Here is a 25,691-nt window from a genome sequence, read left to right on the forward strand (position 1 = left end):
GAACTGGAGCGCTATCTACCCCTCATCCGTGGGGCCGTGCGGCCTAATCGGGACCGTTGACCTTCGGCGACGTGGACGACGGCAGTGCGGCCGTCTGGCAAGACGGGCAGTTGCACGAGCTGGCCGTTCCTCCTCATTGGGCCGAAGGGCAGGTCGAGACGCGTGTCCGCTCCGCGGCCATCAACGAGGCGGGGACGGTGGTGGGATATGCCGAGGCCTATTCTGCAGAGCATCAGCGGCTGAACAGCCGGGCCATTGTTTCGCTCGACGGCGCCCCCCTCCAGGATCTCAACGAACTCGTGAACCTGCCCGGGAAGACACTGATAAGGGCTGACGCACTCAACGACGCGGGGCAAATCGTTGCCGTGGGCCAGGACGCGGTGGACGGCACCTACGGCCTCTTCTTGATGACTCCTGTCCCGGAGCCTGCTACGTGGTCCTTTGTCCTGACGGGACTGCTCGGACTCAGCTTGCGTTCCAGGCTTTGCCGAGCGATTGCGATCGAGGCAGAGGGCGCCGATGAACGTGCTGTCGTGTCATGCTGAGCCTCCTGGATGTGCCACTGCCGACAGCGGCACGCCCGCAGCCCGGCAGGCCTCGATGCCGCCGACGACGTAGCGCGCATCGAAGCCGCGGGCGCGCAGCGCCAGTGCTGCCGAGCGGCCGATGTCGAGGCCGTGCAGGCAGTACACCAGCACGGGCTGCTTCGGGTCCAGTTCCTGGCTCCATGCGGCCAGCTGCGCCGGATCCCGCCAGGTGGCGGTGGCGATCTTGTCGACCGCCTCCGCGTACGTTTCCGCGCGGCGCACGTCGATCAGCTGCGCGGCGTCCGCCACGGCGGCGGGCTGAACCGCCCAGGCCGTCGCGTCGGCAGCAATGGAAGCGCCATAGCGCCGGTAGACCTTGTCCCACTGGATGTTGTTCATGAACGCATCCACGTAGGCGGCCGCCTTCGCGCCGAAGTCCATGTGGTAGGCGTGCTCGTACATGTCCAGCGCGAGCACTGGCGTCGCGCCGGCCAGCAGCTGCGTGTGATCGGCCGCCCAGTGGTTGACGAGCCGGCCTTCCCGGGACGACCACGACAGCAGCGCCCACCCCGAGCCGCCGCCCATGGCCTTGGCCAGCGCAGTGAACTCGTCACGCCAGCGCTGCATCGAGCCGAAGTCACGCTCGATGGCGATCGAGAGCCCGCAGGACGGCAAGACGCCGTCGCCGCCCAGGACCTCGAAGTACAGCTCGTGCAGCCAGGCCGAGTTGGCGGCGACCAGCTCCTCGCGCTTCAAGCCGTTGACCACGAACACCGGTGCGGTGGCCCAGTCGAGCTGGGCCAGCTGCTGGCGGATCGCGTTCAGGCGCTTCACCGCGCCGGCGTAGTTGTTCTCGTGGTGGCTGGCCAGCAGCCGCTGGGACAGCCCATGGAGGCACGAGAGGTCAAGGGCCAAGGGACGCAGTTGCAGGTTCATGTCTCGGTGCTGGAATGGTGGAAAGGGGTCAAACCGGCCGTCAGCGTGGAACGGCGGGGCCGCTGAAGTCCGGCAGCGTCGAGACACCGATGGAGGTTGGCTGCATCTGCGCTCCTCAGGTTGAAGTCAGGAGCGGATGCACCACCAGACCGATCAGCGCCGCGACCAGCACGATCACCGGCTCCTGCAACTTCTTGAAGCGCCACAGCACCACAGCCGTCCCGACGGCAAGCGCCGCGGTGATCCAGTCCGTGATCGAGCGCTGCCCGATGACGATGACCGCGCCGGCAATGGCGCCCACCGCTGCGGCCGTGACGCCATCGACGAAGGCCACGATGGCCGGCCGCTTGCCGTGCTTCTTGAAGTACGGCGCCGGCAGCACCGTCAGCAGGTAGCAGGGCAGGAAGGTCGCGACGGCCGCCACCACGGCACCCCAGACACCCGCCACCAGGTAGCCGATGAAGCCGGTCGTGATGACCACGGGGCCGGGCGTGATCATCGCGACCGCGACGGCATCCACGAACTGCCGGTCGTTGAGCCAGCCAAAGTCCTGCACGACGCCGCTGTAGAGGAAGGGCACGATCGCCAGGCCGCTGCCGAACACGAAGCTGCCGGCGTAGGTGAAGAAGGCGCCGATCTGCCCGAGCTTCTGCCAGTCCAACGGACCGCCGGCATAGAGGCCGCTGGCCGATGCGGCGGCTCCCTGCGGGCCGCCCGCGCCGAGCGGCGTCACTGGCGCACCGAGCAGCCAGAAGAGGGTGCCGGCACCGAGGATGACGGCCACCGCCAGCGCAGCGACACGCGGCCAGCGGCCCTGCCCCAGCCACGCAGGCGGTGCCCGCCACAGCCAGACCAGTACGCCGGCGCCGAGGAACATCCAGACCACCTCGGTCTGCGTGATGACGGTGACCGCGGCGCTGACGAGGAAGATCACCCACAGCAGCTTGTCGCGGCCGACGTTTTTGGTCGTCAACTTGTAGGCGCTCATGGCGATGATGCCGATCACCGCCGCGCCAACGCCATAGAACACCGACTGCATCCAACCGATGCCGCCGTAGGCGAGGTAGGTGGCGCCGAGCGCCACCACCATCAGGAAGGACGGCAGCACGAAGGCCAGGCCGACCAGCGTGGCGCCGAGCAGCCGGTAGTGCACGTAGCCGAGGTAGATCGCCAGCTGCGCGGCCAGCGGTCCGGGCATCAGCTGAGCGAGTGCCATACCCTCCTTGTAGTCGCTCTCCGCGATCCAGCCGCGTTTCTCGACCAGGTCGCGGTACATGTAGCCGACCAGGGCCACGGGTCCGCCAAAGCCCCAGGTGCCGAGGCCCAGCATGTAGGCGACGAGCTGCCACAGGGTATAGCCGGCGGCTTCGGTCGCATTCGCTGCGCCCGGCGCCTTCGCTTCCTTGGTCATCATCAGCCTCCTCTTCAGCTTCCGGTTCGGGCGCCCTGCCCTTCGAAATGGGCGTAGAGCGAATCCAGCACCTGGCTCATCTCGTCCAGCAAGGCGTCGTCGTCCGCCACGCGCTCGCGTGCGCCGCCCATCACCGCTTCAAAACCGGCCGCCTCGGGCACCGGCTCGCCTCCCACGTCGAGCACGTGGACCAGCGCCGCAAGCCGCATCAGGGCCGCATCGCCCTCGAGCCCAAAGGCCGCCATCAGGGTCTCGAACGTGACCCGCTCCCCCACATGCGTGAACGCCGCCCCGTCGAAGTCGAAGCCCAGTGCCTCCTTGGGGCAGTCCGACGGCTGCTCCAGCCACTCGAAACGGGCATGGGGATCGATGAAGCGGCGGATCAGCCACGCACTTGCCACGCGGTCGACCCAAGGCCGGCGGCGCGTGGCCCAGGTGCGTCCCTGGTAGGCCGTCGCCTGTAACCTGGGGACGGCTCCGCTCGTGTCATTCGGTTCGTCGGGCGAGAGCAGTCGGCTGATGCGTGCACAAAGCTCGGCCCAGGCGGCCTGCGCCTCCACACTGCCCTCGCCGGGGAAAAAGTCGATCGACCGCAGTGCGTCGTACTCGCGCTGCAACTTGCGCTGCAGCCGCAGCAACTCGGCAGCTGCCAAACCGCTCAGCGTCGCAGTCGCGTCCTTCCAACTCCTGCGCAAGGTTTGGTAGTCCTCGGTGCGATCGAACAGCTGACGGAACACGGCCTCCTCGTCGCTGTGAAGAGGCTGTACCGCGAGGAGCCACGCATTGCCGCCCTCGTTGCGGCACTCCTCACCCAACTGCCGTAAGGCCTCCTGTCGGGTGGCGTCGCCGGGCAGCAGGTAGGCGCCGTCGCGCAGCGCGGCGCAGCCTGCGGCCTTGAGCGCACGCCAGACCCGCATCCTTGCGGTCGCGCTTTTGGTGGGCAACGAGACAACAAACAGCAGCCAAGACGCCGCGCCGCGTGAGTTCATGTAGAGAATAATACGCGAATGTCTCGTTCACTACAAACTCATGTGCAAACCCAGCTCCAGACGAGCAGCCCGTTCTCTTGGCGAGTCGCCGTTGGGAGTCATGCATTCCCTGAGCGCGTGAGGCGTGCAGGTCGGGCGCGCGTCAAGGTCGCCTCACCTCCTTGCATCGCGCCTGATCGCGCGACTGAGGGCGTGCCGGCGACCGGGTTCATGGGAACATAGGCACAGGTCCCCAGTTCGCTCACGCATGGTCAACATCACCCGCATCGACCTCAACCTCTTCGTCGTGCTCGACGCGATCTATACCGAGGGCGGTATCACGCGCGCCAGCGAGCGACTCAGCTTGACGCAGCCCGCCATCAGCCACGCCTTGGCACGCCTGCGCGAGATGCTGAACGACCCCTTGTTCGTGCGTGAGGGCCACAGAATGGTGCCGACGGCGCTGACGCACGAGCTGATCGGCCCGGTGCGCCGGGCGCTCAAAGAGATCGAGAGCTCGCTGAACCAGCTGAACCACTTCGATCCGGCCAGCTGCTCCAAGACCTTCACGGTCGGCGTCCGGCATATTGTGGAGTCCGCCACCATCCCGGCCCTCACCGCCAGGATCCGGGCCGTGGCGCCCCACGTCGGCATTGCAGCCATGCACCATGACAGGAACGCTCTGCACAGCGCCCTGGCCAGCGGCGAGCTGGATGTGGCGATCGACGCGCTCTTGCCGCGTGCACCCGGCGTCTCGTTCCGCTTGCTGGGGGGCAGCCGCTTCATCGTCGCAGCCCGAGCCGGGCACCCGCGTGTGCGCGACGCGCTGAGCCTCGACGAGTACCTGCAGCTCGAGCATGTGTTGGCGACGTCGCGCAAGAGCGGGCCGGGCATGGAGGACATGGCGCTGCAGCGCCTCGGGCTGGAGCGCAAGCTGGTGGCCCGCTGCCAGCACTACTGGACCGCCTGCCAGATGGTCGCGATGACGGACCTCGTGCTCACGATGCCGGAGCGTTATGCCGCCACGGCCAACGCAGCCCTGAACAACCAGCTGCTTCCCTTTCCGCTCGACGTGGCCGGCCCCGATGTCTACCTCTATTGGCACGAGAACGCCGAGAACGATCCGACGAACCGTTGGCTGCGCGAGCAGGTGGTCGCCTGCTTCGCCGAACCCGGCGCGCCGAAAGGCAAGGCTTAGCGCTCTTCGTGGGCCAGCTCACCGAGCCGGCAGATAGGCCGCCAGCTCCTGCTTCGCGATCGCGTTGCGGTGCACCTCGTCCGGGCCGTCGGCGGTGCGGAGGTGGCGCGCATAGGCGTAGTACCAGGTCAGCATCGTGTCCTGGCTGAAGCCGGCCGCACCGAAGGCCTGCATCGCGGTGTCGATGACATGACAGCAGTTCTTCGGGGCAATGACCTTGATCATCGCGATCTCCTTCGCCGCCACCTTGTTGCCCACCGTGTCCATCTTGTAGGCGGCATTCAGCACCATCCATCGGGCCTGGTCGATGAGCATGCGGCACTCCGCGACGCGCTCGCGCCAAACGCCCTGCTCGGCCAGCGTCTTGTGGAATGCGACACGCGACACCAGGCGCTGGCACATCATCTCGAGTGCAGCCTCCGCCATCCCGATGACACGCATGCAGTGGTGAATGCGGCCCGGGCCGAGGCGCCCCTGGGCGATCTCGAAGCCCCGACCCTCGCCGAGCAGCAGGTTCTCCACCGGCACCCGCACGTTCTCGAAGACGATCTCGGGATGCCCGGAGGGCGGATCGAACACGCCCAGCAAAGCCATGTCGCGCACGATCTTCACGCCAGGCGTGTCCTTCGGCACGATGATCATCGACTGCTGGCGATGGCGGTCCGGATGGTCGGGCGCGGTCTTGCCCATCACGATCAGCAGCTCGCAGCGCTCGTTCGACGCGCCGGTGATGTACCACTTGCGCCCGTTGATCACGTAGTGGTCGCCGTCGCGGCGGATGCTGCACTCGATGTTTGTCGCGTCCGACGAGGCGACGGCCGGCTCCGTCATCGCGAAGGCCGAGCGGATCTTGCCCTCCAGCAAAGGCTCCAGCCAGCGCTGCTTCTGCGCCGGACTGCCGTAGCGCGCCAGCACCTCCATGTTGCCGGTGTCGGGCGCCGAGCAGTTGAAGACTTCCCCGCACCAGTATCGGCGGCCCATGATCTCCGCCAGCGGCGCATATTCCAGGTTGGACAGGCCGGCACCGTACTCGGTTTCCGGCAGGAAGAGGTTCCACAGGCCCGCTTCGCGAGCCTTGGCCTTCAGCTCCTCCAGCAGCGGGTACGGTGCATACGCCCTGCCCCGCTTCGCGTTCTCCGCCAGTTCGGCCTCGCGCCGCTCCTCGTTGGGATAGATGTGTTCCTCCATGAAGGCGAGGAGCTTCGCCTTGAGGGCAAGGACTTTGGGTGAATACTCGAATTCCATGAACTAGACCTCGGTGGCTTGCAGGCGCCCGGGAAAGGCGCCGGATTCGGATGCCTCCGAGTCTAGGGAGGAGGAAGCTGTGGCGGCATGAACAATGCGGGGGAGCTCCATGCGCCGCTTTCATGGACGGCGCCCGGCCCAACTGCAGAGCCGGTCGAGCGGTCGCGAACCTGCAAGTCCTGCACCCTGCCCCCGCGCCCTCTCCGCTCACTCGCGGCCCGGCTCCCTGAGCCAGGCCAACAGCTGGGCATCCACGATCTCGTAGTGGCCCCGAGCCGGATTCGCAACCACATCGGGGGGCAAGGACGTCAGCGCGTGTCGGATTCCACCCGCAGTGACGGACACGCCGAGTTCACGCGCCACACGGTCCAAGGTCTCCTTGCTGGCGATCTGGCACGGGCCCGCCGCCAGCAGCGTGAGCACCGTCCGTTGCAGCGGCGTGAAGCGCTGGAAGCGGTCCCGCACGGCCTCGATCGGATAGCGGGTGCGCAGGAAGACCTGCACGCTGCCCACCACGTCCCGCACTTCGTTGATCGCCAGAAACGACAAGTAGGCCATGAAGTCGGCCGGGCGCTGTTCCATGGCCAGGAACGCCGTGTACAGCGTCTCGATGTCGATCGGCTGGCGCCGCTGCTTGTTGAACGCAGCCGCCTTGGCCTCGACGAAGTCCTGGCCCAGCCGCTGAAAGTCCTCGTGGTCGGCCAGCCCGAAGCTGGCGCGATGGCGGTCCCCGAACAGCCGCAACAGGCCTTCGCGAGACGACCCGGTGATCAGCAGGAGCAACTGCCCCTGAAAGGTATTGAAGAGGGCGCGTATCGCCTTCATGGTGCGCTCGCCGTCCTGCTGACGGACCAGTTCCTGGGCCTCGTCGAGCATCAGCAGCAAACGCACACCAGGCCGCAACCGGGTCAGGGCGGAGAACGCGTTCTGCAGTTGCACGCCGGGGTCCCCGCTGACCGGGTCGGCCGGCGCCGGCTCGAGGTCAATGGCGAAGCCGGCGGCCTTGGCCGATTTGACATGCCGCTTGGGCAGGGCCATCCGGGCCTCGTGCACCAGCTGGGCGAGCCGTGCGTTCAGCAGCTCCAGCGCGTTCGGGGACGCCATGAAGTCCACGTACAAGGTGGCGATTCCTTCACGCTGGGCCAGTGCGACGAGGTCGTGCTGCAGCAGCGTGGTCTTGCCGACCTGCCGGGGGCCGAACACCGACAGCGCCCGGTTGGGCGAGGTCAGGAGGCGGTCCAGGTAGTGGCGGGCAAGGCCCGGGCGCGGAAAGATGGAGAACGCGTCGGTCATGGCAGAGAATTTTAGTGGACCACTAAAATTCAAGCAACGTTCTATAATTGCTTGCAATCAACCATGGAGGACTCCAGGTGCTGCAAGTCGAAGCCCTGCAAACCTTGTCTGTGGTCGACCCGCGGAGCGGCATCTCGAGTCGCTCACCGCGCTGCCCGCCTTCGAAGGCCACCCGCACGGCGCACTCTTCGCGGCCGGTTCGGGTTCGCGTCCGAACCGACCGCGCGGCGTGCTGCTCGCACTCGATGCACAGGGCGAGCTTGCAGGTCAGGTGAGCCATGCTCGCAGATCTGCCTCGACCCTTGCCAGCTCATTTCGGCCGCGACTGGCCCTGCACCGGAAACGCCTCCCGCATCTGGCGCGCCCGCTTGACCTGGTCGGTGTGCAGATAGACGGAGGTCGTCGCGACCGACGCGTGGCGCAGATTGTCCCGGACGGTGGTCAACTCGGCGCCAAAGGCCAGAGCATGCGTGGCATGGGTGTGTCGCATCCAGTGCGGCGTGGCGCGTCGCAGCTTCTCCGCTGTCGCCGGGCTCGACCCTTCCAGCTGATCCGCTGCGTGCCGGAAGAAGCGCTGCAGGATCGCCCACAGACGGGACGGCGTGATGCCGCTGCCGTCTTCCGCGAGGCTGGGCACCAAGGGGGTCGCCGGTGCCCAGCGTGAGCGAGTCACCGGCAGCCGGCGTTGAACCAGGTACTTGTCGAGCGCGGCCATCGCGGACAAGGGCAGAGCCACCTCCCCCTCCTTGCTCCCTTTGCCAACGACCTTCAGCCAGTCATCGCCATGGTCGTCTCGGCGGATCGCTCCCAGTCGGCCGGCGACCATTTCGTGCGGACGCAGGCCCGTCGCGTACCAGAAATCAAGAATGAAGCGCAATCGCCGGGCGCCCTCTTCCGACCACCCGTGTGTCCATTCGATGGCGTCGGCCGCGGAGCGCAGCAGGGGCCATTCGTGCTCGGAGAACCCGCGCCCCGCATCGAGCGGTGTGCTCCGCTTCGCGCCCTTCACCCGCACACCGGCGAACGGATTGGCCAGCAGGTAGCGCTGCTCGATGAGCCAGCGGTACAAGGCCCCGATCACGGACAGCGCGTAGGCGATGGAGCGCGCCGCGAGCGTCCCCTGGAAAGGCCGCCATTCGGTTGAGGAGCGAGGGCGCGCCGGTCCGACCCAGCGCTCGCGCGGCGTCGGCCGGCGCAGGAACTGGCGGTAGGCGATCGCGTCCTCCGTCGTCAAGGACGAGAGCGCTTTGCCCCGCTCCAGGATCGCCCACAGCATCAAACGCTCGGCTTCCTTGCGATACGCCCGCTGCGTCGCCGCGGACTCCTGCAGTGCCAGCCAGGCTTGCACCGCTTCGTAGTCGTTGTCGGCAGAGAGGGCACAGGTGGCACGAGGCGCCCTGAATGTGCCGCGCGAGCCGTCGACTTCAGCGGGCACGACCAGCTGCTCCCAGGGCGCCGTCTCGGACGACGCCACCACCACCAGCGCCCTCGCCCGCTCGGTCAGCTCAGGGTGAGCCGCGAAGAAGGCCTCGATCTGCGCCGCGCCTCGCGGGCCCAGCCCTTGAAGGCCGGACCACCAGCGCTTGCGCCGTGGCACACGCAGCGTCAAGTCGGCCAGCGTCCTGATGCCGTGGCGCTGAAGCACGCCGACCGAACGAGCCGGCAGCCACCGCGCGATGTCATCGGTGATCAGTGGTGCCGGCGGCGGCGCGTGGCGGAGCGCTTCCACGACCCGCAAGACCGCCCTCGCCTGCTGCAGCCGCTGTGCCGGCGGGTGGAGCAGCAGTTCGACCCATTCATCGCGATGACGCGATCGGGCAAAGCGGACGAGCTGCTGTCGGATCGCACTGATCATCGCGCGCGACGACTGCCCTGTCGCCTTGCGATCGCCCAGGTAGTGAACGACGGCCTGGCGCGCCGGCAAGCCTGCATACCAGCCACGCAGGGCTGCCAGCTCGGCAGGCCCAGGGAACCCGTCCGGGTCTGGATACGGGGTGATGGCGGTGCGGTTCGATTTCATGCCGGCCAGTTTATGGCCCCGAATTCGCTATCCTGATAAGAACAGTTATCGTGATAGCAATATCAAGAATGCTGGGGACAGGGGGGCCGCGTCTCGGCACCCGTGTGCGGCGCCGGCCGTGGCCTGACTCTGCACCGGCGCGAACAGCTTCCGCGCGCCCTGTTGTCCTCGCGTTGCGCGGCCCGCAGTGGCGCGACGTCTGGCGCAGCGGCCACGTAGATGTCCACAAGCTGCGGCGCGGCGACCAGCCGGGATCGCCCGGTCGCTGATACCCGACACCGAGGTGCGGCTACGGGCCGATTGAGGGGCGCCGGGTATAGCCCATCTCGACGGCAGGTCGATGCGCTCGGCGAGTCGCCCAGCCGCTCGCTCGGGCCCGGACCGGCGGCGCTGGCGCCGCTACCGGTGTTCGACAGCCGCCGGCGCTGGCACATCATGAATCTTTTTGTCACATTCAGCGTAACTTTGTTGCATTCTTGACTATCAAGTCCGCCCCCTGAGCGCCGTTTAGGTGGGCATCGCACCGGTGAAAGACGCTCAGGCTCCCCTGCCTGACAACACCTAGCGGGAAGAACGAGGTCACGTCCGCTCGGACGTCACACCGACTCAGGTCGGTACCCTCCTTCGCGCGCCCGCTCTCCTGTCCAAACACGTCACTTGTACCCCGCTCACCGCGCGGCAAGGACCTGATTTGGTTTTGATCATGCACATATCCAGGACAGAGAATGAACTCGAGCGTCTATCGTTGGGCTGTTTCCTTGAGCGTGGTTCTGCTGGCTGCCTGCGGCGGCGGTTCCGTTTCGGATGACGAGATGTCGGCGGAGCCGACCGTGGTGGAAGACAGCGTGGCGTCGACGGCGGAAGCCGCCGGCGACCTGCAAGCCGTTGAGACCGATGCCCCCGTGGTCGAAGACACGGTGCCGCCCCAGCTGCAAGTGGAAGCGCTGGCGACGGAACGCGCGATGTCGGTGACGAGCGCTGCCGCGCCGGAAGAGGCGATGTCGGTGTCGGCTGCCGACACCGCGCACGTGGTGAGGGCTGATTTTGAAGGCAGCTACAGCCGTACCGCGCCGGGCTGGACCGTTTCCGCCTGGGGTGGCACGCAGTACGAGACCGCCCGTGAAACCCGTCCCACCTTCTTCCGCTCGGGCGCGTCCTCGCAGCGTTTCAAGGTGACGCAGCGCGCCGCCGGCACGAGCGCCGACGCCCAGCTGGTGCGTCCCTACCCGTTCAGCTACGGCCAGACCTACCACGTCACCGCCTACCTGCGCGCCGACATCGCGGCCAGCGTCGAGCTCATGCTGCGCCGTGATGCCGCGCCGTTCAACGTCGCCGGCAGCAAGACGGTGGCGCTGACCAGCGGTTGGACCAAGGTCGAGTTCGAAGGCACCTACCGCTGGAACGAGCCGGGCTCCTTGCGCGTGATCTCCAAGAGGCTGGGCGCCAATGTCTACATCGACGACGTGACCGTCACCGCGATCCCGTCGAGCGGCACCTCCGACGCCACCGCCATCGTGCTGCCGGCCAAGGGCGCGGCGTCGACCACCGTGACCCCGGTCGCGACCTCGGATTTTGAAGGCAGCTACGCGCTGACCGCGCCGGGCTGGAAGGTGAACTACTGGGGTCTGCCGATCGCCACCTACGACTCTTCGCGTGAAACCCGGGCGGGTTTCGTCTACGCCGGTGCGTCGTCGCAGCGCTTCCGCATGCTGAGCAAGGGCAGCGGCGATGCGCAGCTGGTCTACCCCTACGCCTTCAAGAAGGGCCGCACCTACCGCACCAGCGTCTATGTGCGCTCGGACCGCAGCGCGTCGGTGGAGCTGATGGTGCGCCGCGACGCCCACCCGTGGGACGCGGCCGGCGCCAAGACCGTCGCCGTGGGCTCGACCTGGCAGAAGATCGAGATCCAGGGCACCTACCTGGGTGACGTGCTGGGCACCGTGCGGGTCATCTCGAAGACACCCGGCGCCAACATCTGGGTCGACAACCTGAGCATCTCCGAGGTCAAGTACAACGAGATGGCCCCGTACAGCACCGCCACGGCGCCCGACACCCTGTTTGGCGTGCATGTGAACAAGCTGGGTGTGCACCACAACTGGCCGACCCTGGGTCAGGGCATCGTGCGCATGTGGAACACCGGCACCAACTGGCGCGACCTGGAGAAGGCCAACAACGTGTGGGACTGGACCAGCGGCAACGGCTATCGCATGGACATGTACGTGAACTACATCACCCGCAACGGGGGGCAGATCCTGTACACCATGGGCCAGACCCCGCAGTGGGCGTCGAGCAACCCGTCTTCCAACGGCATGTACGGTCCTGGCGCCAACATGCACCCGGCCAACCTGAACGACTGGCGCGACTATGTGCGCACCATCGCACGCCGCTACGCGGGCAAGATCAAGTTCTACGAGCTGTGGAACGAGCCGGACTTCTCGGGCACCTACCAGGGGTCGATGGAGAAGATGGTGGAGATGGCCCGCATCGCGAGCGAGGAGATCAAGGCGGCTGACCCGACGGCCAAGCTGGTGTCGCCGGGCGTGGGGGTGGACCAGGGCTACAGCTTCATGGACCGCTTCTTCCAACTGGGCGGGGGTCAGTATGTCGACTACGTGGGCTGGCACTTCTACTACAACTCCGACCCGGAAGCGCTGGGTTCGCAGATCCAGAATGCCCGCGAGGTGATGCGCAACCACGGCCTGCAGGACAAGCAGCTGTGGAACACCGAAGGCAGCTACATCTGCGATCGCACCAAGCACAACTGCTCGACCTGGGATTCGTCCTATGTGCAGAAGCGCGGCGTGAACGCACGGGCCCTGATGATGATGTGGGGCAAGGGCATCAGCAACTTCAACTACTACTTCTGGGAGCGCCAGACCGAAGCGACCGGCTCGCGCATGGTGGAAGCCGACTGGAAGACGCCGACCACCGCGGGCCTGGCCTACGCCGAGGCGATCAAGTGGATCAAGGGGGCTCGCCTGGTCGACTCCTTCCAGATCAACAACAAGGTGTATGTGTTCCGGGTCAACCGCGGCAGCGAGAACTACGTGATCGCCTGGTCCATCTCGCAGAACACGAAGGTGGTGGTGCCCAGCGAATGGGGCGTCTCGAAGGTCCGCACCCTGGCGGGTCAGGAGTCGGGCATCTCCGGCGGCATGGTCACCCTGGGTCAGGAGCCGGTGATGCTGAAGCAGTAAACCACCCGCTGGCTGCCACCCGGCAGCCTCAGCGCAAGCGCTGAAGGGCCTGCACGATGGATGTCGTGCAGGCCCTTCGGGCTTTTGACCGTCCGTCGGGACTCGACCCGCCTCACTGAAGCAGTCGGTCGCGAACCCGCTGCAGCCGCTCTTTCGCCTCGCGGGCCACGTCGTCGATCTCGGGCTTGTGCACCAGCTCGACCATCCGGTCCGGATCGATGAAAGAGACCGTCACCTGGCCCTCGGCGTCCTCCCGCACTACCACATTGCACGGCAGCAGCAGGCCGATGTCCGGCTCGGCCTGCAGCGCGCTGTGCGCCAGCGGGGGGTTGCAGGCGCCCAGAATGCGGTAGCGCGGCATGGTGGCGCCGAGCTTTTCTCGCATCGCGGCCTGGATATCGAGATCGCTCAGGACACCGAAACCCTCTTCCCGCAGCGCGGCGGTCACCTGCGTGACCACCTCGTCGAACGGCTTGTTGTCCATGCGGGCACTGAAACCATAGGTCATTGCTGCTCTCCTTTCGTCTTCACCTGGATTCACCCCTTCGTCCGTCGCTTCGGGGCGGTGGGGGTACGCCGGCGTTGCGCCGATTCGAAAAACAAGTCCCGGGTTCGCGCGGCAACTTCGAGGCGACGGGCGATGTTGCCGCAGACCAGGTCGCACAGCGCGTACACCGACGCATCGGCGATGCGGTAGTACACGCTGGTGCCGCGGTTCTCTCGCACGAGAAAACCTTGCTTGGTCAGCATGGACAAGTGCCGGGAGATGTTGGCCGCGCTGTATCCGCATATCTGGGCCAGCTCACCCACGCTGCGTTCGCCGCTGCGCAACAGGTTGAGAATGCGCAGCCGCGTGGGCTCCGACAACATCTGAAAGTACGCCGCAACCTGCTCCAGCGCTTCGTCAGGCAGATCTTCCATCTTCAAGTTCGCAGACGATGACAAGACCGTCATGATGCCTCAGTGGACAGGTTGCTTGCTTTTTCCTCAACTTGCGCAGTTGACTGATTGCGTGATCAGTTAAATACTAGAGCAAACGTTGCACCGACGGAAGCCTTCTGGCTGTTTCGAGATGTCGGTCGACGCAAGCTGGGGAGAAGGGCGATGCCGATATCGAGTTCATGCGGCGCCGTCGTGCTGGCCGTTCTGTGCACGGCCGCGGCGGCCCAACCCTCGTTGCCGACCACCGCGGCGGCGCAGGGTGCCGCTGCCCGGAGGGCCAGCTTCGATGGCGTGATCGAGGCGGTGCGGCAGACGGTCGTTGCGTCGCAGGTGGCCGGATCGGTGGTCGCCCTCGATGTCCGGGCGGGAGACCGTGTCAGGCAGGGCCAGGTGCTGCTGCGCATCGATGCCCGCACGGCCCGCCAGGACGTCGCCGCGAGCGAGGCGCAGGTGCAGGCGGCACGCGCCTCCCTCGAGGTGGCGACGCGGGAGTTCGAGCGCCAGACCCAGCTGTTCCACCGGCAGTACATCAGCCGCACCGCGTTCGAGCGCGCCGAAGCGCAGTTCAAGGCGACCCAGGCACAGGTTGCGGCGCAACTGGCCCAGGCCGGTGCCGCCCGCATCCAGACCGAGTACTTCGCGGTCAAAGCCCCCTACGCCGGCGCGGTCGCCGAGGTGCCGGTTGCACAGGGCGACATGGCCCTCCCCGGCCGCCCGCTGCTGACGCTGTACGATCCGCGCGCCTTGCGCGTGACAGTGGCCGTGCCTCAGAGCCTGCTGCCGGACCTCGCCACGGACGCCGGCATCGAGCTTGAACTGCCGGGACGCGCCGACGGACGGATACGGGTGGCACGGGAGCAGGTCACGATCTTGCCGACGGCCGATCCGGCCACCCATACCGTGCAGGTCCGGCTCGAATTGCCGGCGGGGCTGACCGGGCTCAAGCCGGGCCTGTTCGCGCGCGCTTGGATCCCCACCCGGTCGCTCGGCACACGACGCGTCCATGTCCCCGCCAAGGCAGTCGTCCAACGGGGCGAGCTGACGGGCGTTTATGTGCTGGCCACGAGCGGGCGACCGATCCTGCGGCAGGTGCGCCTGGGGCGCCCGGCCGGAGAGACGGTCGAGGTGCTGGCCGGTGTCGCGTTCGGGGAACGTGTGGTGCTCGATCCGCAGGCCGCTGCACGCGCCGGCCACGACGTCCGATGAGATCGCACCTGGGCGTTTCCGGCCGTATCGCCGCCTACTTCCAGCTGCACCGGATCACCCCGCTGCTGGCCCTGCTGGCCCTGTTGCTGGGCGTGTTTGCCGTGCTGGTCACGCCGCGCGAGGAAGAGCCGCAGATCGACGTGACGATGGCCAACGTGCTGATTCCCTTCCCCGGGGCCTCGGTACGCGACGTCGAGGCCATGGTCGCCACGCCGGCCGAGCAGGTGCTGTCCAGGATGCCCGGGATCGAACACGTGATGTCGGTGTCGCGTCCCGGGCTCGCGGTGGTGACGGTGCAGTTCCAGGTCGGCGTCGGGCGCAGCGAAGCGCTGGTGCGTCTTTACGACACGGTTCATTCCCACGCCGACTGGCTGCCGCGCGACCTGGGGGTCCTCGCGCCCGTGGTCAAACCCAAGGGCATCGACGACGTGCCCATCGTCACGCTGACCCTCTACAGCGCGTCGGCAGGCGGCTACGAGCTCGAGCGCGTCGCGCACAGCATCGAGGCCGAGCTCAAGCGTGTCGCCGGCACCCGCGATGTCTGGAGCATCGGCGGGACCGGGCGGGTGGTCCAGATCGACCTCGATCCCGCCCGGATGGCGGGCGCCGGCGTGGCCGTCAGCGACCTGCGGCAAGCGCTGCAGTCCGCCAACCAGGGCCTGCCGATCGGCGACCTGCTGATCGGTGACCGGGCGGTCGCGCTCGAGGCCGGCGAGCACCTGCGGAACGCGGCCGAGGTGGCGGAGCTGGTCGTCGCCGTGCGCGACGGCAAGCCGGTGTTCCTGCGCGATGTCGCCGACGTCCGCCTCGACGCCAAGGTTCCGGACCGTTATGTCTGGCACGGCGTGACCGGTCCCGAGCGCGGCGAGTACCCGGCGGTGACGCTGGCGGTCACGAAAAAACCGGGTGAAAACGCCATCGACGTCGCGGATGCGGTGATCCAGCGCGTCGAGGCCTTGCGCAACACGGTGATTCCGGACGCGGTGCAGGTCGTGCCGACCCGCAACTACGGGGTCACCGCCAACGACAAGGCGCGGCAGTTGATCCAAAAGCTACTGCTGGCCACGGCCTCGGTGGTCGCGCTGGTGTTTCTCGCGCTCGGGCGTCGCGAAGCGGCCATCGTCGGCGTCGCCGTGGTCCTGACGCTGACGGTCACGTTGTTTGCGTCCTGGGCCTGGGGCTTCACGCTGAACCGGGTCTCGCTGTTCGCGCTGATCTTCTCGATCGGCATCCTGGTCGACGATGCGATCGTCGTCGTCGAGAACATCCACCGCCATCGCCATCTGCACCCCGGCCGGCCGCTGGCCGAACTGATTCCCGCGGCGGTCGACGAAGTGGGCGGGCCGACCATTCTGGCGACCTTGACCGTGATCGCCGCCCTGCTTCCGATGGCCTTTGTCAGCGGCCTGATGGGTCCCTACATGGCGCCCATCCCCATCAACGCGAGCATGGGCATGCTGCTGTCGCTCGCCGTGGCCTTTGTCGTGACACCGTGGTTGGCGCGCCGATGGCTGCGCCCTGGCACGGCGGACGCTGCGCCTGCCGCCGCGCCGCAGGGCACGACGCGCAGGGCCGACCGGATCTTCGCGCGCCTGTTCGCGCCGCTGCTCGATGCGCGGCACGGCCGGCGTGCGCGTGCCCTGCTCGCCCTCGCCATCGTCGCCGTGCTCGCGCTGTCGCTCGCGCTGCCGGTGCTGGGCTGGGTACAGTTGAAGATGCTGCCGTTCGACAACAAGGCGGAACTTCAGGTGGTCGTCGACATGCCGGCTGGAACGCCGGTCGAGCGCACCGCTGCAGTGCTGCGCGAACTGGGCGCCTACCTGGCCGGACGGCCGGAGGTCACCGACTACCAGGCCTACGCCGGCGTCTCCGCGCCGATCAATTTCAACGGGCTGGTCCGGCAATATGACCTGCGCGCCGGCGGTGAGGTGGGCGACCTGCAGGTCAACCTCACGCCCAAACACCAGCGCCGCGAGCAGAGCCACGCGATAGCGACACGGCTGCGCCCGCCGCTGCAACAGATCGGGCGGCGCTTTGGTGCGAACGTCAAGGTGGTCGAGGTGCCGCCCGGCCCGCCGGTGCTGTCGCCCATCGTCGCCGAAATCTACGGACCGGACCCCGTCGGGCGGCTGCAGGTCGCGAAGGCGGTGCGCGGCGCGCTGGAGCACACCGAAGGTGTCGTGGACGTCGACGACAGCGGCATCGCGAGCGCGCCCAAGACCGTCCTGCAGATCGACCGGCGCAAGGCCGCAATGCTCGGCATCCCCCAGCAGGCCGTGGTGGCCACCCTGCGCGCCGGGATAGCCGGCGACACGGCGACCTACCTGCACGACCAGAGCAAGTACCCGACCGCGGCCTGGCTGCAGCTGCCCGCCGATCAGCACGGCGACCTCGACGCGCTGCTGCAGCTGGGTGTGCGCGGCAGCGGCGGGCAGCTGGTGCCGCTGCGCGAGTTGGTCGTGCCACACGACCGCAGGCGCGAACAGCCGATCTACCACAAGAATCTGCTGCCGGTGCACTACGTCGTCGGCGACATGGCCGGCCGCGTCGACAGCCCGCTGTACGGCATGTTCGCCGTGCGGAGTGCACTCGCGGCGATCGCGCTGCCGGACGGCGGACGGCTCGCAGAACACTTCGTCGGCCCCCCCGACGATCCCTACCGCGGCTATGCCATCAAATGGGACGGCGAATGGCAAATCACCTACGAAACCTTCCGAGACATGGGCGCCGCTTACGCGGTTGGCCTGCTGCTGATCTACCTGCTCGTGGTCGCGCACTTCGGCTCCTACCTGACCCCGTTGATCATCATGGCGCCGATTCCCCTGACGATCGCCGGCGTCATGCCTGGCCACGCGCTGCTCGGCGCGCAGTTCACCGCGACCAGCATGATCGGCATGATCGCGCTGGCGGGCATCATCGTGCGCAACTCCATCCTGCTGGTCGACTTCATCCAGCTGCAGCTGCGCGAGGGCCTGCCGATCGAGACAGCGGTGGTCCGCTCGGCAGCCATCAGAGCCCAGCCCATCCTGCTGACCGCAGTGGCTGCGATGCTGGGCGCCGTGTTCATCCTCGACGATCCCATCTTCAACGGACTCGCGATCTCGCTCATCTTCGGGATCCTGGTGTCGACCTTGTTGACACTGGTGGTCATCCCGCTGCTGTACTTCGTCGCCTACCGCCGGCGTGCGCCGGCAGCCACCACGGGAGAGTGACCATGACCACCTGGCAAGTCGTGCGCATCATCGCCGGTTCCTTCATCCTGCTGTCGCTGTTGCTCGGCGTTCCAGGCAGTCCCCTGTTCGTCAGCCCCTGGTGGCTTGCCTTCACGGCCTTTGTCGGTGTCAACCTGCTGCAAAGCGGTCTGACCCGCTGGTGTCTGATGGAGCGGCTGCTGCGTCGCTTCGGTCTGACCAGCGGCTGCTGAGGGGCACCGAGGTGCTGCTTCGACCGCCGACGACGAGCGTTGGCCAGCGCAGGGACACGAAACGACGTGCACTGCGCTGGGGGTGGGCGTGGCTGCTGGCCGCCGCGCTGCCAGCCCAGGCTGCCGATCTGATCGACGCCTGGCGCGCAGCGCAGCAGCACGACCTCGACGTCGTCGCCGCGCGTGAAGCCCACCGGGCCGGCCAGACGCGACGCGATCAGGCCAGCGGACTGTGGCGCCCCAGCCTGCACCTCAGCGCCGCGGCAGGTTACATGACACAGGACACCGAGACCCACGGGGCGCGCTTCCAAGCTCCCGGCTTCGGCCGCTCCGACGAGGTCGACTTCACCACCTCGGTGCATGGCGGCCGCTCGACGGGCTGGGCACTGACCGCGCGGCAGGCGCTGATCAATCGCGAACGCGATGCGCAGAGCCGTCAACTCGAACTGGCCGCGCAGGCGGCCGACCACGAATGGCAGACGGCGCAACAGGACTTGATCCTGAGGGTGGCCGAACGCTACTTCGACGTCGCCCTGGCCGCCGAGTCGCTGCGTCTGCTGCACGCGCAGCAGAGCGCGGTGGCGAAGGCGGCGGCCGAAGCCCGCGAGCGATTCGAGCAAGGCAGCCTGCCGATCACCGACGTGCATGAGACCACAGCACGCGCCGAAGCCATCAAGGCGCAGGTCCTCGCCGGAACGACCGAACTGCAGCTCAAGCAGAGCGCGCTGGCGGACATGACCGGCTGGCACGCTGAGGTCGGCCCGCTGGCACTGCCCTTCGAGGCACTGCCGTCCGAGCCGCTGGCCGGGCTCGATCAGTGTCTGGCGGCGGGCGAGGCCGGCAACCCGGCGCTGGCCCTGCAGGCGACAGCCGCTGCCAGCGCACGCGAAGAGGCCGCGAAGTTCAGCGCCCGCGCCGCGCCGACGCTGGACCTGGTCGCTCGCCTGGGCGACGAGCGGCTGTCTGGCGACGGCGATTTCGGCGCCAGCAGGAACCTGTCCAGGAGCCGGTCCATCGGGCTGCAGCTGAACGTGCCCCTCTGGACCGGCGGCGTGCGCGGCGCGCGCGAGCAGGAAGCGCTGCATCTGTCCGAGAAAGCTGCCACGCAGGCGGCGCGCACCCGCCAGCAGGTCGCGCTGCAGATACGTACAGCCTGGCTGGGCCTGACGACAGGCGCAGGCCGCCTGGCCGCGCTCGACGAGGCCTTGACGGCCAGCCAGGCACGCCTGGAAGCGACCCGGCTCGGGCATCAGGTCGGGGACCGGACGACGCTGGAGTTGCTGAACGCCGAGAACGACGCGGCGTCGGCCGCCTTGATGCTGGCCGAGGGTCGGGTCGCCCTGCTGCTGAATCGACTCAGGCTGGCCAGCCTCACCGGCCAACTCGGCGAGGAGCAACTGCGGGCCATCAACGCGACACTGCGCCCCCCCGATCCTGCTCCCGAGACGCCGGCCCGCCCCTGAGCTGCCGTTCACGCGCGAGAAGCTTTACGAAAGGAGAAGTCATGGCCCATATCGTCATCCTCGGCGCCGGCACCGGCGGAATGCCCGCTGCCTACGAACTGCGAGCGCTGCTCGACCGCTCCCACCGCATCACGGTGGTCAATGCCGTCGACTACTTCCAGTTCGTGCCGTCCAACCCGTGGGTGGCCGTGGGCTGGCGCGAGCGCGCAGCGATCACCTTTCCCATCCGGCCCCACCTCGAAAGAAAAGGCATCGAGTTTGTCGCGCAGGCCGTGCGGCGTGTCGACGCGGCCGGCAACCAGCTCGAACTGGAGGATGGCAGCGGCCTCGACTACGACTATCTGGTGATCGCCACCGGACCGAAGCTGGCGTTCGACGAGGTGCCAGGCGCGGGCCCCGGCGGGCACACGCACTCCATATGCACCGTGGACCATGCCGAGAAAACCTTTGCCGCGTACCAGCGCTTCCTCGAGCAGCCCGGCCCCGTGGTGCTCGGCGCGATGGCCGGCGCCTCGTGCTACGGGCCCGCCTATGAGTTCGCCTTCATCCTGAGCAAGGACCTGCAGCGCCGGCGGCTGCGCAACAAGGTACCGATCACCTTTGTCACCAGCGAACCCTACATCGGCCACCTCGGCCTCGGCGGCGTGGGCGACTCCAAGTCGATGCTGGAGAGCGAGTTGCGCAACAGCCACATCAAGTGGATCACCAACGCACGGGTCAGCCGCGTCGAGGCCGGGCGCATGTTCGTCACCGAGCTCGACGAGCGGGGTGTCGAGCGGCAACAGCACGAGCTGCCGTTCGACTTCAGCATGATGCTGCCGGCGTTCAAGGGGGTCGACGCGATCGCTCAAGTGGAGGGGCTGTGCAATCCGAGGGGATTCGTGCTGGTCGACGAGCACCAGCGGAGCAAGAAGTACCACAACATCTTCGCCGTCGGCGTCTGCATTGCCATCCCGCCGATCGAAGCGACGCCGGTGCCGACCGGGGCGCCGAAGACTGGCTACATGATCGAGACCATGGTGGCCGCGACTGCCCGCAATATCGCGGCCGACCTCCAGGGCCAGCCGGCGACCGCCAAGGGCAGCTGGAACGCGATCTGCCTCGCCGACATGGGCGACACCGGGGTGGCCTTTGTCGCGCTGCCGCAGATCCCGCCGCGCAACGTCAACTGGTTCAAGAAGGGGAAGTGGGTCCATGTGGCCAAGGTCGCCTTTGAAAAATACTTCCTCTACAAGATGAAGATCGGCAGCAGCGAGCCCTTCTACGAGCGCAGCATGCTCAAGCTGCTGGGGATCGAACGGCTGGATCACTGAGCACGGCATCCCCCCATGCCCTTGCTTGCGCCCAGGGTGGGCTCACGCTCCCCTGGCGCTGACCGGCGCGTTCGCCGCAAGGTCGCGTCCGCCACAAGACCGGCACGCGCATTAGCTTCACTACTGCACCAAATAGTCAGTATCTGAAGTGACTGTTGGCCATCATGGCCACCACAAGAATCCCACGTGGACGACGCTCCCCGGCGCGGGAGCACAACGCTCTGCGTGGCTCGCTCGCCAACTCATTCGAGCAGCGGCGGCAAGCACATGCGCTTGTGACTATGTGCGTATATGCGCATGTTCGAAAGTGCATATGTGCGCGAACCCTGCACTGTCTTCGAGAACTCGCATGTCAAGTGCAGACCTGTCATGTTTCCAGGTTGTGCGCCAGCGAATATGCATCCAACAATCTCCCGCAGTGCGCGCCGATCTGGCAGCTCTTAAAGAGGTGGCTTCATGTTGAAGAAGATCAGATGGATCGCTTTCATTGCACTGCTTGCATTGATGGCGCATCCCCTAACTGCTTCTGCAGGCGACCGATGCCAGGCGCACGAACATGAGGCTGGCACAACCAGTCGGTGCACCACGGATGACGCTTCTGCACCGAAAGCAATCCCTCCGCATGCACACGCTTCCGTTTCTAGTGCGTATATATCGTTCACAAGTGAATCTTCTGATTCACGTGCACGCTACTCCCTTTTTGGAGGCGGCATGAGGCTCGTTCTCGCCGCCCTGATCGGCGGTTTTTTCGTCGGCATGATCGTGGGGCTGACCGGTGTAGGCGGCGGCTCCTTGATGACTCCCCTGCTGCTGTCGGTCTTCAAGCTCAACCCCGCGGTCGCGATCGGCACCGATCTGTGGTTCGCGGCAGTGACCAAGTCCTGGGGCTCGGTGGCACACCACCGTGCCGGCCATGTCGACTACCGCATCACCGGACTCCTGCTGCTCGGCAGCATCCCCGCATCGCTCACCATGGTCGGGCTGATGCATCTGACCGGGCTCACCAAAGGCTGGGCCAGCACCTTGACCTTCTCGCTGGGCATCGCCCTGCTGCTGACCGCCGTGACGGTCTTCTTCAGGGAAACCTGGCACGCGGCCGGACTGCGCCTCGAACGCTGGATCCCGCCCCACCGCAAGCCCCCGCTGACCGTGCTGTCCGGCGCCCTGCTGGGCGTGCTTGTCTCGCTCACCTCGATCGGCGCGGGAGCGGTCGGCGCCACCTTGATCCTGTTGCTCTATCCACGGCTGGAGGCCCGCCGCCTGGTCGGCAGCGACATTGCGCACGCCGTGCCTCTCACGCTGGTCGCCGGCATCGGCCACGCGACGCTCGGCCATGTCGACTGGCGGCTGCTGGCCGAGCTGCTGGTCGGCTCGGTCCCCGGCATCTGGATCGGCGCGGAGCTCACCAAAAGGATGCCCGACCGTCTGGTCCGTGGGCTGCTGTGCATCTCGCTCGTGACGGCCGGCGTCAAAGTTTTGCATTGAGGACCCCACCATGTATCAGTACACCGAGTTCGATCGACACTTCGTCAGGCAGCGCGCCGCGCAGTTCCGCGACCAGCTGGGTCGCCACCTCGCGGGGAAGCTGAGCGCCGACGACTTCCGGCCCTTGCGACGCCAGAACGGCTGGTACGTGCAGCGCCACGCGCCGATGCTGCGAGTGGCGGTGCCCTACGGGGAGTTGAACAGCCGGCAGTTGCGCAAGCTGGCGCACATCGCCCGGGTCTACGACCGCGGCACGGCCCATTTCACGACCCGTCAGGACATCCAGTACAACTGGATCCCGCTGGATCGCGCGGCCGATGTGATGGACGAGCTGGCCGAGGTCGACATGCATGGCATCCAGACCTCGGGCAACTGCATCCGCAACATCACCAGCGACGCCTTCGCCGGCATTGCGCCCGACGAGTCGGTCGATCCCCGTCCGTATTGCGAGATCCTCAGGCAGTGGTCGACCCTGCACCCGGAGTTCGCCTTCCTGCCGCGCAAGTTCAAGATCTCCGTGATCGGCGCGACGGAAGACCGTGCCGCGATCGCCTGGCACGACGTCGGCCTGCAACTGCGCCGCAACGAGGCGGGCGAGGTCGGATTCAAGGTCCTGGTCGGCGGGGGCATGGGCCGCACCCCGGTCATCGGCACGGTGATCCGCGACTTCCTGCCCTGGCAGCAGATCCTTGTTTTCCTCGAAGCCATCGTGCGGGTCTACAACCGCCATGGCCGACGCGACAACATCCACAAGGCCCGCATCAAGATCCTCGTGAAGGCGCTGGGTGCGCAGTTCATGCAGGATGTGGAGGAGGAGTTCGCGAACATCCTGCAGCACGACTGCGGCGGTGCGGCCCATCTGATTCCTGCCGCCGAACTCGATCGGGTGGCGAAACACTTCGTCGCGCCGGACCTGCCGTCCCTGCCGGCAGCGAACCTCGACACCGAGAGTGAGGTCGCCTCGGCCGCCTTCCAACGTTGGCTGACGCGCAATGTGCACGCCCACAAGCTGGACGGCTACCGCGCCGTCACGCTGTCACTCAAACGCCCGGGCCTGGCGCCCGGCGACGTGACCGACCGGCAGCTCGATGCGGCCGCCGAGCTGGCCGACAGCTTCAGCGTCGGCGAGATACGTGCCACCCACGATCAGAACCTGCTGCTGCCCTGGGTGCCCGAGCGCCTGCTCGGCCCACTGTGGAAAGCCGCCGCCGCCGAGGGCTTCGCGACGCCCAACATCGGCCTGCTCACCGACCTGATCGCCTGCCCCGGGGGCGACTTCTGCAAGCTCGCGAACGCGCGCTCGATTCCGATCGCGGAGGCGGTCGCGATGCGCTTCCAGGACCCGGACGAACTGGACGACATCGGCGAGCTGGACCTGCACGTCAGCGGCTGCATCAACTCCTGCGGGCACCACCACAGCGGTCACATCGGCGTGCTCGGCGTCGACAAGGACGGTGCCGAGTGGTACCAGGTCACCCTGGGCGGCTCCGACGGCACGGCCCTCAGCGGCCCCGCCGTGCCCGGCCGCGTGCTCGGCCCCTCCTTTGGCGCCGAGGAGGTCCCTGACGTGGTCGAGGCCCTGGTGCAGGCCTACCGCGGGCAGCGCATCGGCGGCGAGCGTTTCATCGACACCGTCAAGCGCGTCGGGCTGGACCCTTTCAAGGCCGCCGCCAACGCCGCGCGCCACAGCGCGGCTGAAGCGCAGCCGAGTTCATCGCCGAGGAGCGACAACCCATGAAACTGATCCATACGGCGGACGACCCCTGGTGTCCCGCCGCCTCCGATACGCCTTGCAGCAGCGCCGGCTGTGTGCTGATGGACTGGCCGCAGTGGCAAGCAGCACGCGAGGGGTGGCGGCGCGAGCAGCCGACCGGCGTGGTGTTTCCGATCGACGTCGACATCGAGGCGCTCGCGGGCGATCTGGGTCACCTGGCGCTGGTCGCGATCGCCTTCCCCAAGTGGACCGACGGGCGCGGCTACAGCCAGGCCCACCAGCTGCGCTCGCGCTACCGCTTCCGGGGAGAGATCCGGGCCACCGGCGACGTGGTCGTCGACATGCTGCCCCTGCTGGAGCGCACCGGCTTCGATAGCGCGGTGCTGCGTGCCGACCAGTGTGTCGACGCCGCACACCGGGCACTGGGTTTCTTCAGCGCGTACTACCAGGGCGACAGCCAGGCGCGGCCCCCGCTGTTCCGGCGTGCCGCGCCCACTGTCAAGGAGACCCCATGAACTCGCCCGGCGACCCGAAGGGCGACGTCCCTCCCGGAGCGACGCCGCGCAGCGCCCAGGCTGCTCCCACCAGCGCTGTCGAATGGTATGGCCGCCCGAGCCCCGGCTTCGAGATGCGGCTGGCGCATGCACTGGCGCTGCTGCGCACTGCCGCCGAGGCGCACCCCGGCCGACTGATCCAGTCGAGCAGCCTGGGTGCCGAGGACATGGTGCTCACCGACCTCATCGCCCGGCACCGCTTGCCGATCGCCGTCGGCACGCTGGACACCGGCGCCTTGCACGCCGAGACGCTCGCGCTGGTCGATCGCGTTCGCGAAGCCTATGGGCTGGAGATCGAGGTCCATCGGCCCGAGGCGCCCGCCGTGGCCGACTTCGTCACCCGGCACGGCGAGCTGGCGATGTACCGCAGCATCGAGTTGCGCAAGCAATGCTGCGGCCTGCGCAAGCTCGAACCGCTCGGGCGCATGCTGCAGGGGCGCGACGGCTGGATCACCGGACTGCGCCGCGAACAGTCGATGCAGCGCAGCGAGGTGGCGTTTCAGGAACGCGACGAGCACGACCGCCTCAAGCTCAGCCCTCTGGCCGACTGGAGCTGGGGTGACGTGTGGCACTACATCGGGACCCACCAGGTTCCCTACAACCCGCTGCACGACCAGTTCTACCCGAGCATCGGCTGCGCCCCCTGCACCCGCGCGATCGCGCTCGGCGAGGACTTCCGCGCCGGCCGCTGGTGGTGGGAGCAGGAGACCGTCAAGGAATGCGGTCTGCACGTCGCGCCTCTCAGCGTATCCCCCCTCGGAGCCCGACCATGAACGCCCCTGCCAGCGTCGCCGA

20 protein-coding genes are annotated in these 25,691 nt (G+C 67.4%); 12 read left to right on the forward strand and 8 right to left on the reverse strand.

Features of this window, described 5'->3' with window-relative positions; all coding sequences use genetic code 11:
- Positions 1-56 precede the first annotated feature (56 nt).
- Positions 57-545 (forward strand): hypothetical protein, encoded by a 489-nt coding sequence (locus OOT46_RS26580; RefSeq protein ID WP_265406650.1) that lies wholly within the window; start codon positions 57-59, stop codon positions 543-545.
- On the opposite strand, the gene OOT46_RS26585 is transcribed toward OOT46_RS26580, so the two are convergent.
- The 3 genes from OOT46_RS26585 to OOT46_RS26595 form a co-directional block, all read right to left on the reverse strand.
- Positions 537-1,463, reverse strand: a complete 927-nt coding sequence (locus OOT46_RS26585; protein WP_265406651.1) for a Fe-Mn family superoxide dismutase — start codon at positions 1,461-1,463, stop codon at positions 537-539. The genes OOT46_RS26580 and OOT46_RS26585 overlap by 9 nt on opposite strands.
- Before the next feature lie 115 nt (positions 1,464-1,578).
- Positions 1,579-2,874 carry a chromate transporter gene (locus OOT46_RS26590; protein ID WP_265406652.1) on the reverse strand — a complete coding sequence of 432 codons (1,296 nt, stop codon included), beginning with the start codon at positions 2,872-2,874 and terminating at the stop codon, positions 1,579-1,581.
- Positions 2,875-2,888: 14 nt separating this feature from the next.
- Positions 2,889-3,863 carry a chromate resistance protein ChrB domain-containing protein gene (locus OOT46_RS26595; RefSeq protein WP_265406653.1) on the reverse strand — a complete coding sequence of 325 codons (975 nt, stop codon included), beginning with the start codon at positions 3,861-3,863 and terminating at the stop codon, positions 2,889-2,891.
- A 247-nt stretch (positions 3,864-4,110) separates the two neighbouring features.
- Here OOT46_RS26595 and OOT46_RS26600 point away from each other — a divergent pair, with 247 nt between their 5' ends.
- Entirely contained in the window at positions 4,111-5,040 is a 930-nt protein-coding gene (locus OOT46_RS26600) for a LysR family transcriptional regulator (protein WP_265406654.1), read from the forward strand.
- 18 nt (positions 5,041-5,058) lie between these two features.
- On the opposite strand, the gene OOT46_RS26605 is transcribed toward OOT46_RS26600, so the two are convergent.
- From OOT46_RS26605 to OOT46_RS26615, 3 genes are all read right to left on the reverse strand, one after another.
- Positions 5,059-6,285 (reverse strand): acyl-CoA dehydrogenase family protein, encoded by a 1,227-nt coding sequence (locus tag OOT46_RS26605; protein ID WP_265406655.1) that lies wholly within the window; start codon positions 6,283-6,285, stop codon positions 5,059-5,061.
- Between the two features lie 207 nt (positions 6,286-6,492).
- Positions 6,493-7,578: an AAA family ATPase gene (locus OOT46_RS26610; protein ID WP_265406656.1), complete on the reverse strand. Its 1,086-nt coding sequence runs from the start codon at positions 7,576-7,578 to the stop codon at positions 6,493-6,495.
- A gap of 310 nt (positions 7,579-7,888) precedes the next feature.
- Complete coding sequence (locus OOT46_RS26615) at positions 7,889-9,598, reverse strand: site-specific integrase (RefSeq protein ID WP_265406657.1); 1,710 nt, start codon at positions 9,596-9,598, stop codon at positions 7,889-7,891.
- A 725-nt stretch (positions 9,599-10,323) separates the two neighbouring features.
- Between OOT46_RS26615 and OOT46_RS26620 the strand changes: the two genes are divergently transcribed.
- Positions 10,324-12,795: a GH39 family glycosyl hydrolase gene (locus tag OOT46_RS26620; RefSeq protein ID WP_265406658.1), complete on the forward strand. Its 2,472-nt coding sequence runs from the start codon at positions 10,324-10,326 to the stop codon at positions 12,793-12,795.
- Between the two features lie 112 nt (positions 12,796-12,907).
- Here OOT46_RS26620 and OOT46_RS26625 read toward each other — a convergent pair whose 3' ends face one another.
- Together OOT46_RS26625 and OOT46_RS26630 are read right to left on the reverse strand one after the other, a co-directional pair.
- On the reverse strand, positions 12,908-13,303 hold the full coding sequence (locus tag OOT46_RS26625) for a DUF302 domain-containing protein (protein WP_265406659.1): 396 nt from the start codon (positions 13,301-13,303) through the stop codon (positions 12,908-12,910).
- 29 nt (positions 13,304-13,332) lie between these two features.
- The gene (locus tag OOT46_RS26630; RefSeq protein WP_265406669.1) at positions 13,333-13,716 is read right to left on the reverse strand and encodes an ArsR/SmtB family transcription factor; all 384 of its coding nucleotides are present in this window, start codon (positions 13,714-13,716) and stop codon (positions 13,333-13,335) included.
- Positions 13,717-13,899: 183 nt separating this feature from the next.
- On the opposite strand from OOT46_RS26630, the gene OOT46_RS26635 reads away from it, so the two are divergent.
- The 9 genes from OOT46_RS26635 (at position 13,900) to OOT46_RS26675 (ending at position 25,669) form a co-directional block, all read left to right on the forward strand.
- Positions 13,900-14,943: an efflux RND transporter periplasmic adaptor subunit gene (locus OOT46_RS26635; protein WP_265406660.1), complete on the forward strand. Its 1,044-nt coding sequence runs from the start codon at positions 13,900-13,902 to the stop codon at positions 14,941-14,943.
- Entirely contained in the window at positions 14,940-18,155 is a 3,216-nt protein-coding gene (locus OOT46_RS26640) for an efflux RND transporter permease subunit (protein ID WP_265406661.1), read from the forward strand. The genes OOT46_RS26635 and OOT46_RS26640 overlap by 4 nt, the downstream gene beginning before the upstream one ends.
- A 2-nt stretch (positions 18,156-18,157) precedes the next feature.
- Positions 18,158-18,367, forward strand: coding sequence for a DUF2892 domain-containing protein (locus OOT46_RS26645; protein ID WP_265406662.1), 210 nt, complete (start codon positions 18,158-18,160; stop codon positions 18,365-18,367).
- Positions 18,368-18,378: 11 nt separating this feature from the next.
- Positions 18,379-19,830: a TolC family outer membrane protein gene (locus OOT46_RS26650; protein ID WP_265406663.1), complete on the forward strand. Its 1,452-nt coding sequence runs from the start codon at positions 18,379-18,381 to the stop codon at positions 19,828-19,830.
- A 41-nt stretch (positions 19,831-19,871) separates the two neighbouring features.
- A complete protein-coding gene (locus tag OOT46_RS26655) occupies positions 19,872-21,143 on the forward strand; it encodes an NAD(P)/FAD-dependent oxidoreductase (protein WP_265406664.1) in 1,272 nt (423 codons plus the stop codon).
- A gap of 711 nt (positions 21,144-21,854) precedes the next feature.
- Complete coding sequence (locus tag OOT46_RS26660) at positions 21,855-22,628, forward strand: sulfite exporter TauE/SafE family protein (RefSeq protein ID WP_265406665.1); 774 nt, start codon at positions 21,855-21,857, stop codon at positions 22,626-22,628.
- 10 nt (positions 22,629-22,638) lie between these two features.
- A complete protein-coding gene (locus OOT46_RS26665; protein ID WP_265406666.1) occupies positions 22,639-24,366 on the forward strand; it encodes a nitrite/sulfite reductase in 1,728 nt (575 codons plus the stop codon).
- A complete protein-coding gene (locus tag OOT46_RS26670; protein ID WP_265406667.1) occupies positions 24,363-24,857 on the forward strand; it encodes a DUF934 domain-containing protein in 495 nt (164 codons plus the stop codon). Before OOT46_RS26665 ends, OOT46_RS26670 begins: the two co-directional genes overlap by 4 nt.
- Positions 24,854-25,669, forward strand: coding sequence for a phosphoadenylyl-sulfate reductase (locus OOT46_RS26675; protein ID WP_416136260.1), 816 nt, complete (start codon positions 24,854-24,856; stop codon positions 25,667-25,669). The genes OOT46_RS26670 and OOT46_RS26675 overlap by 4 nt, the downstream gene beginning before the upstream one ends.
- The last annotated feature ends 22 nt before the right edge of the window (positions 25,670-25,691 follow it).

The sequence above is a fragment of the Aquabacterium sp. A7-Y genome (assembly GCF_026153205.1).
In the GTDB taxonomy this organism is placed as follows: domain Bacteria; phylum Pseudomonadota; class Gammaproteobacteria; order Burkholderiales; family Burkholderiaceae_C; genus Caldimonas.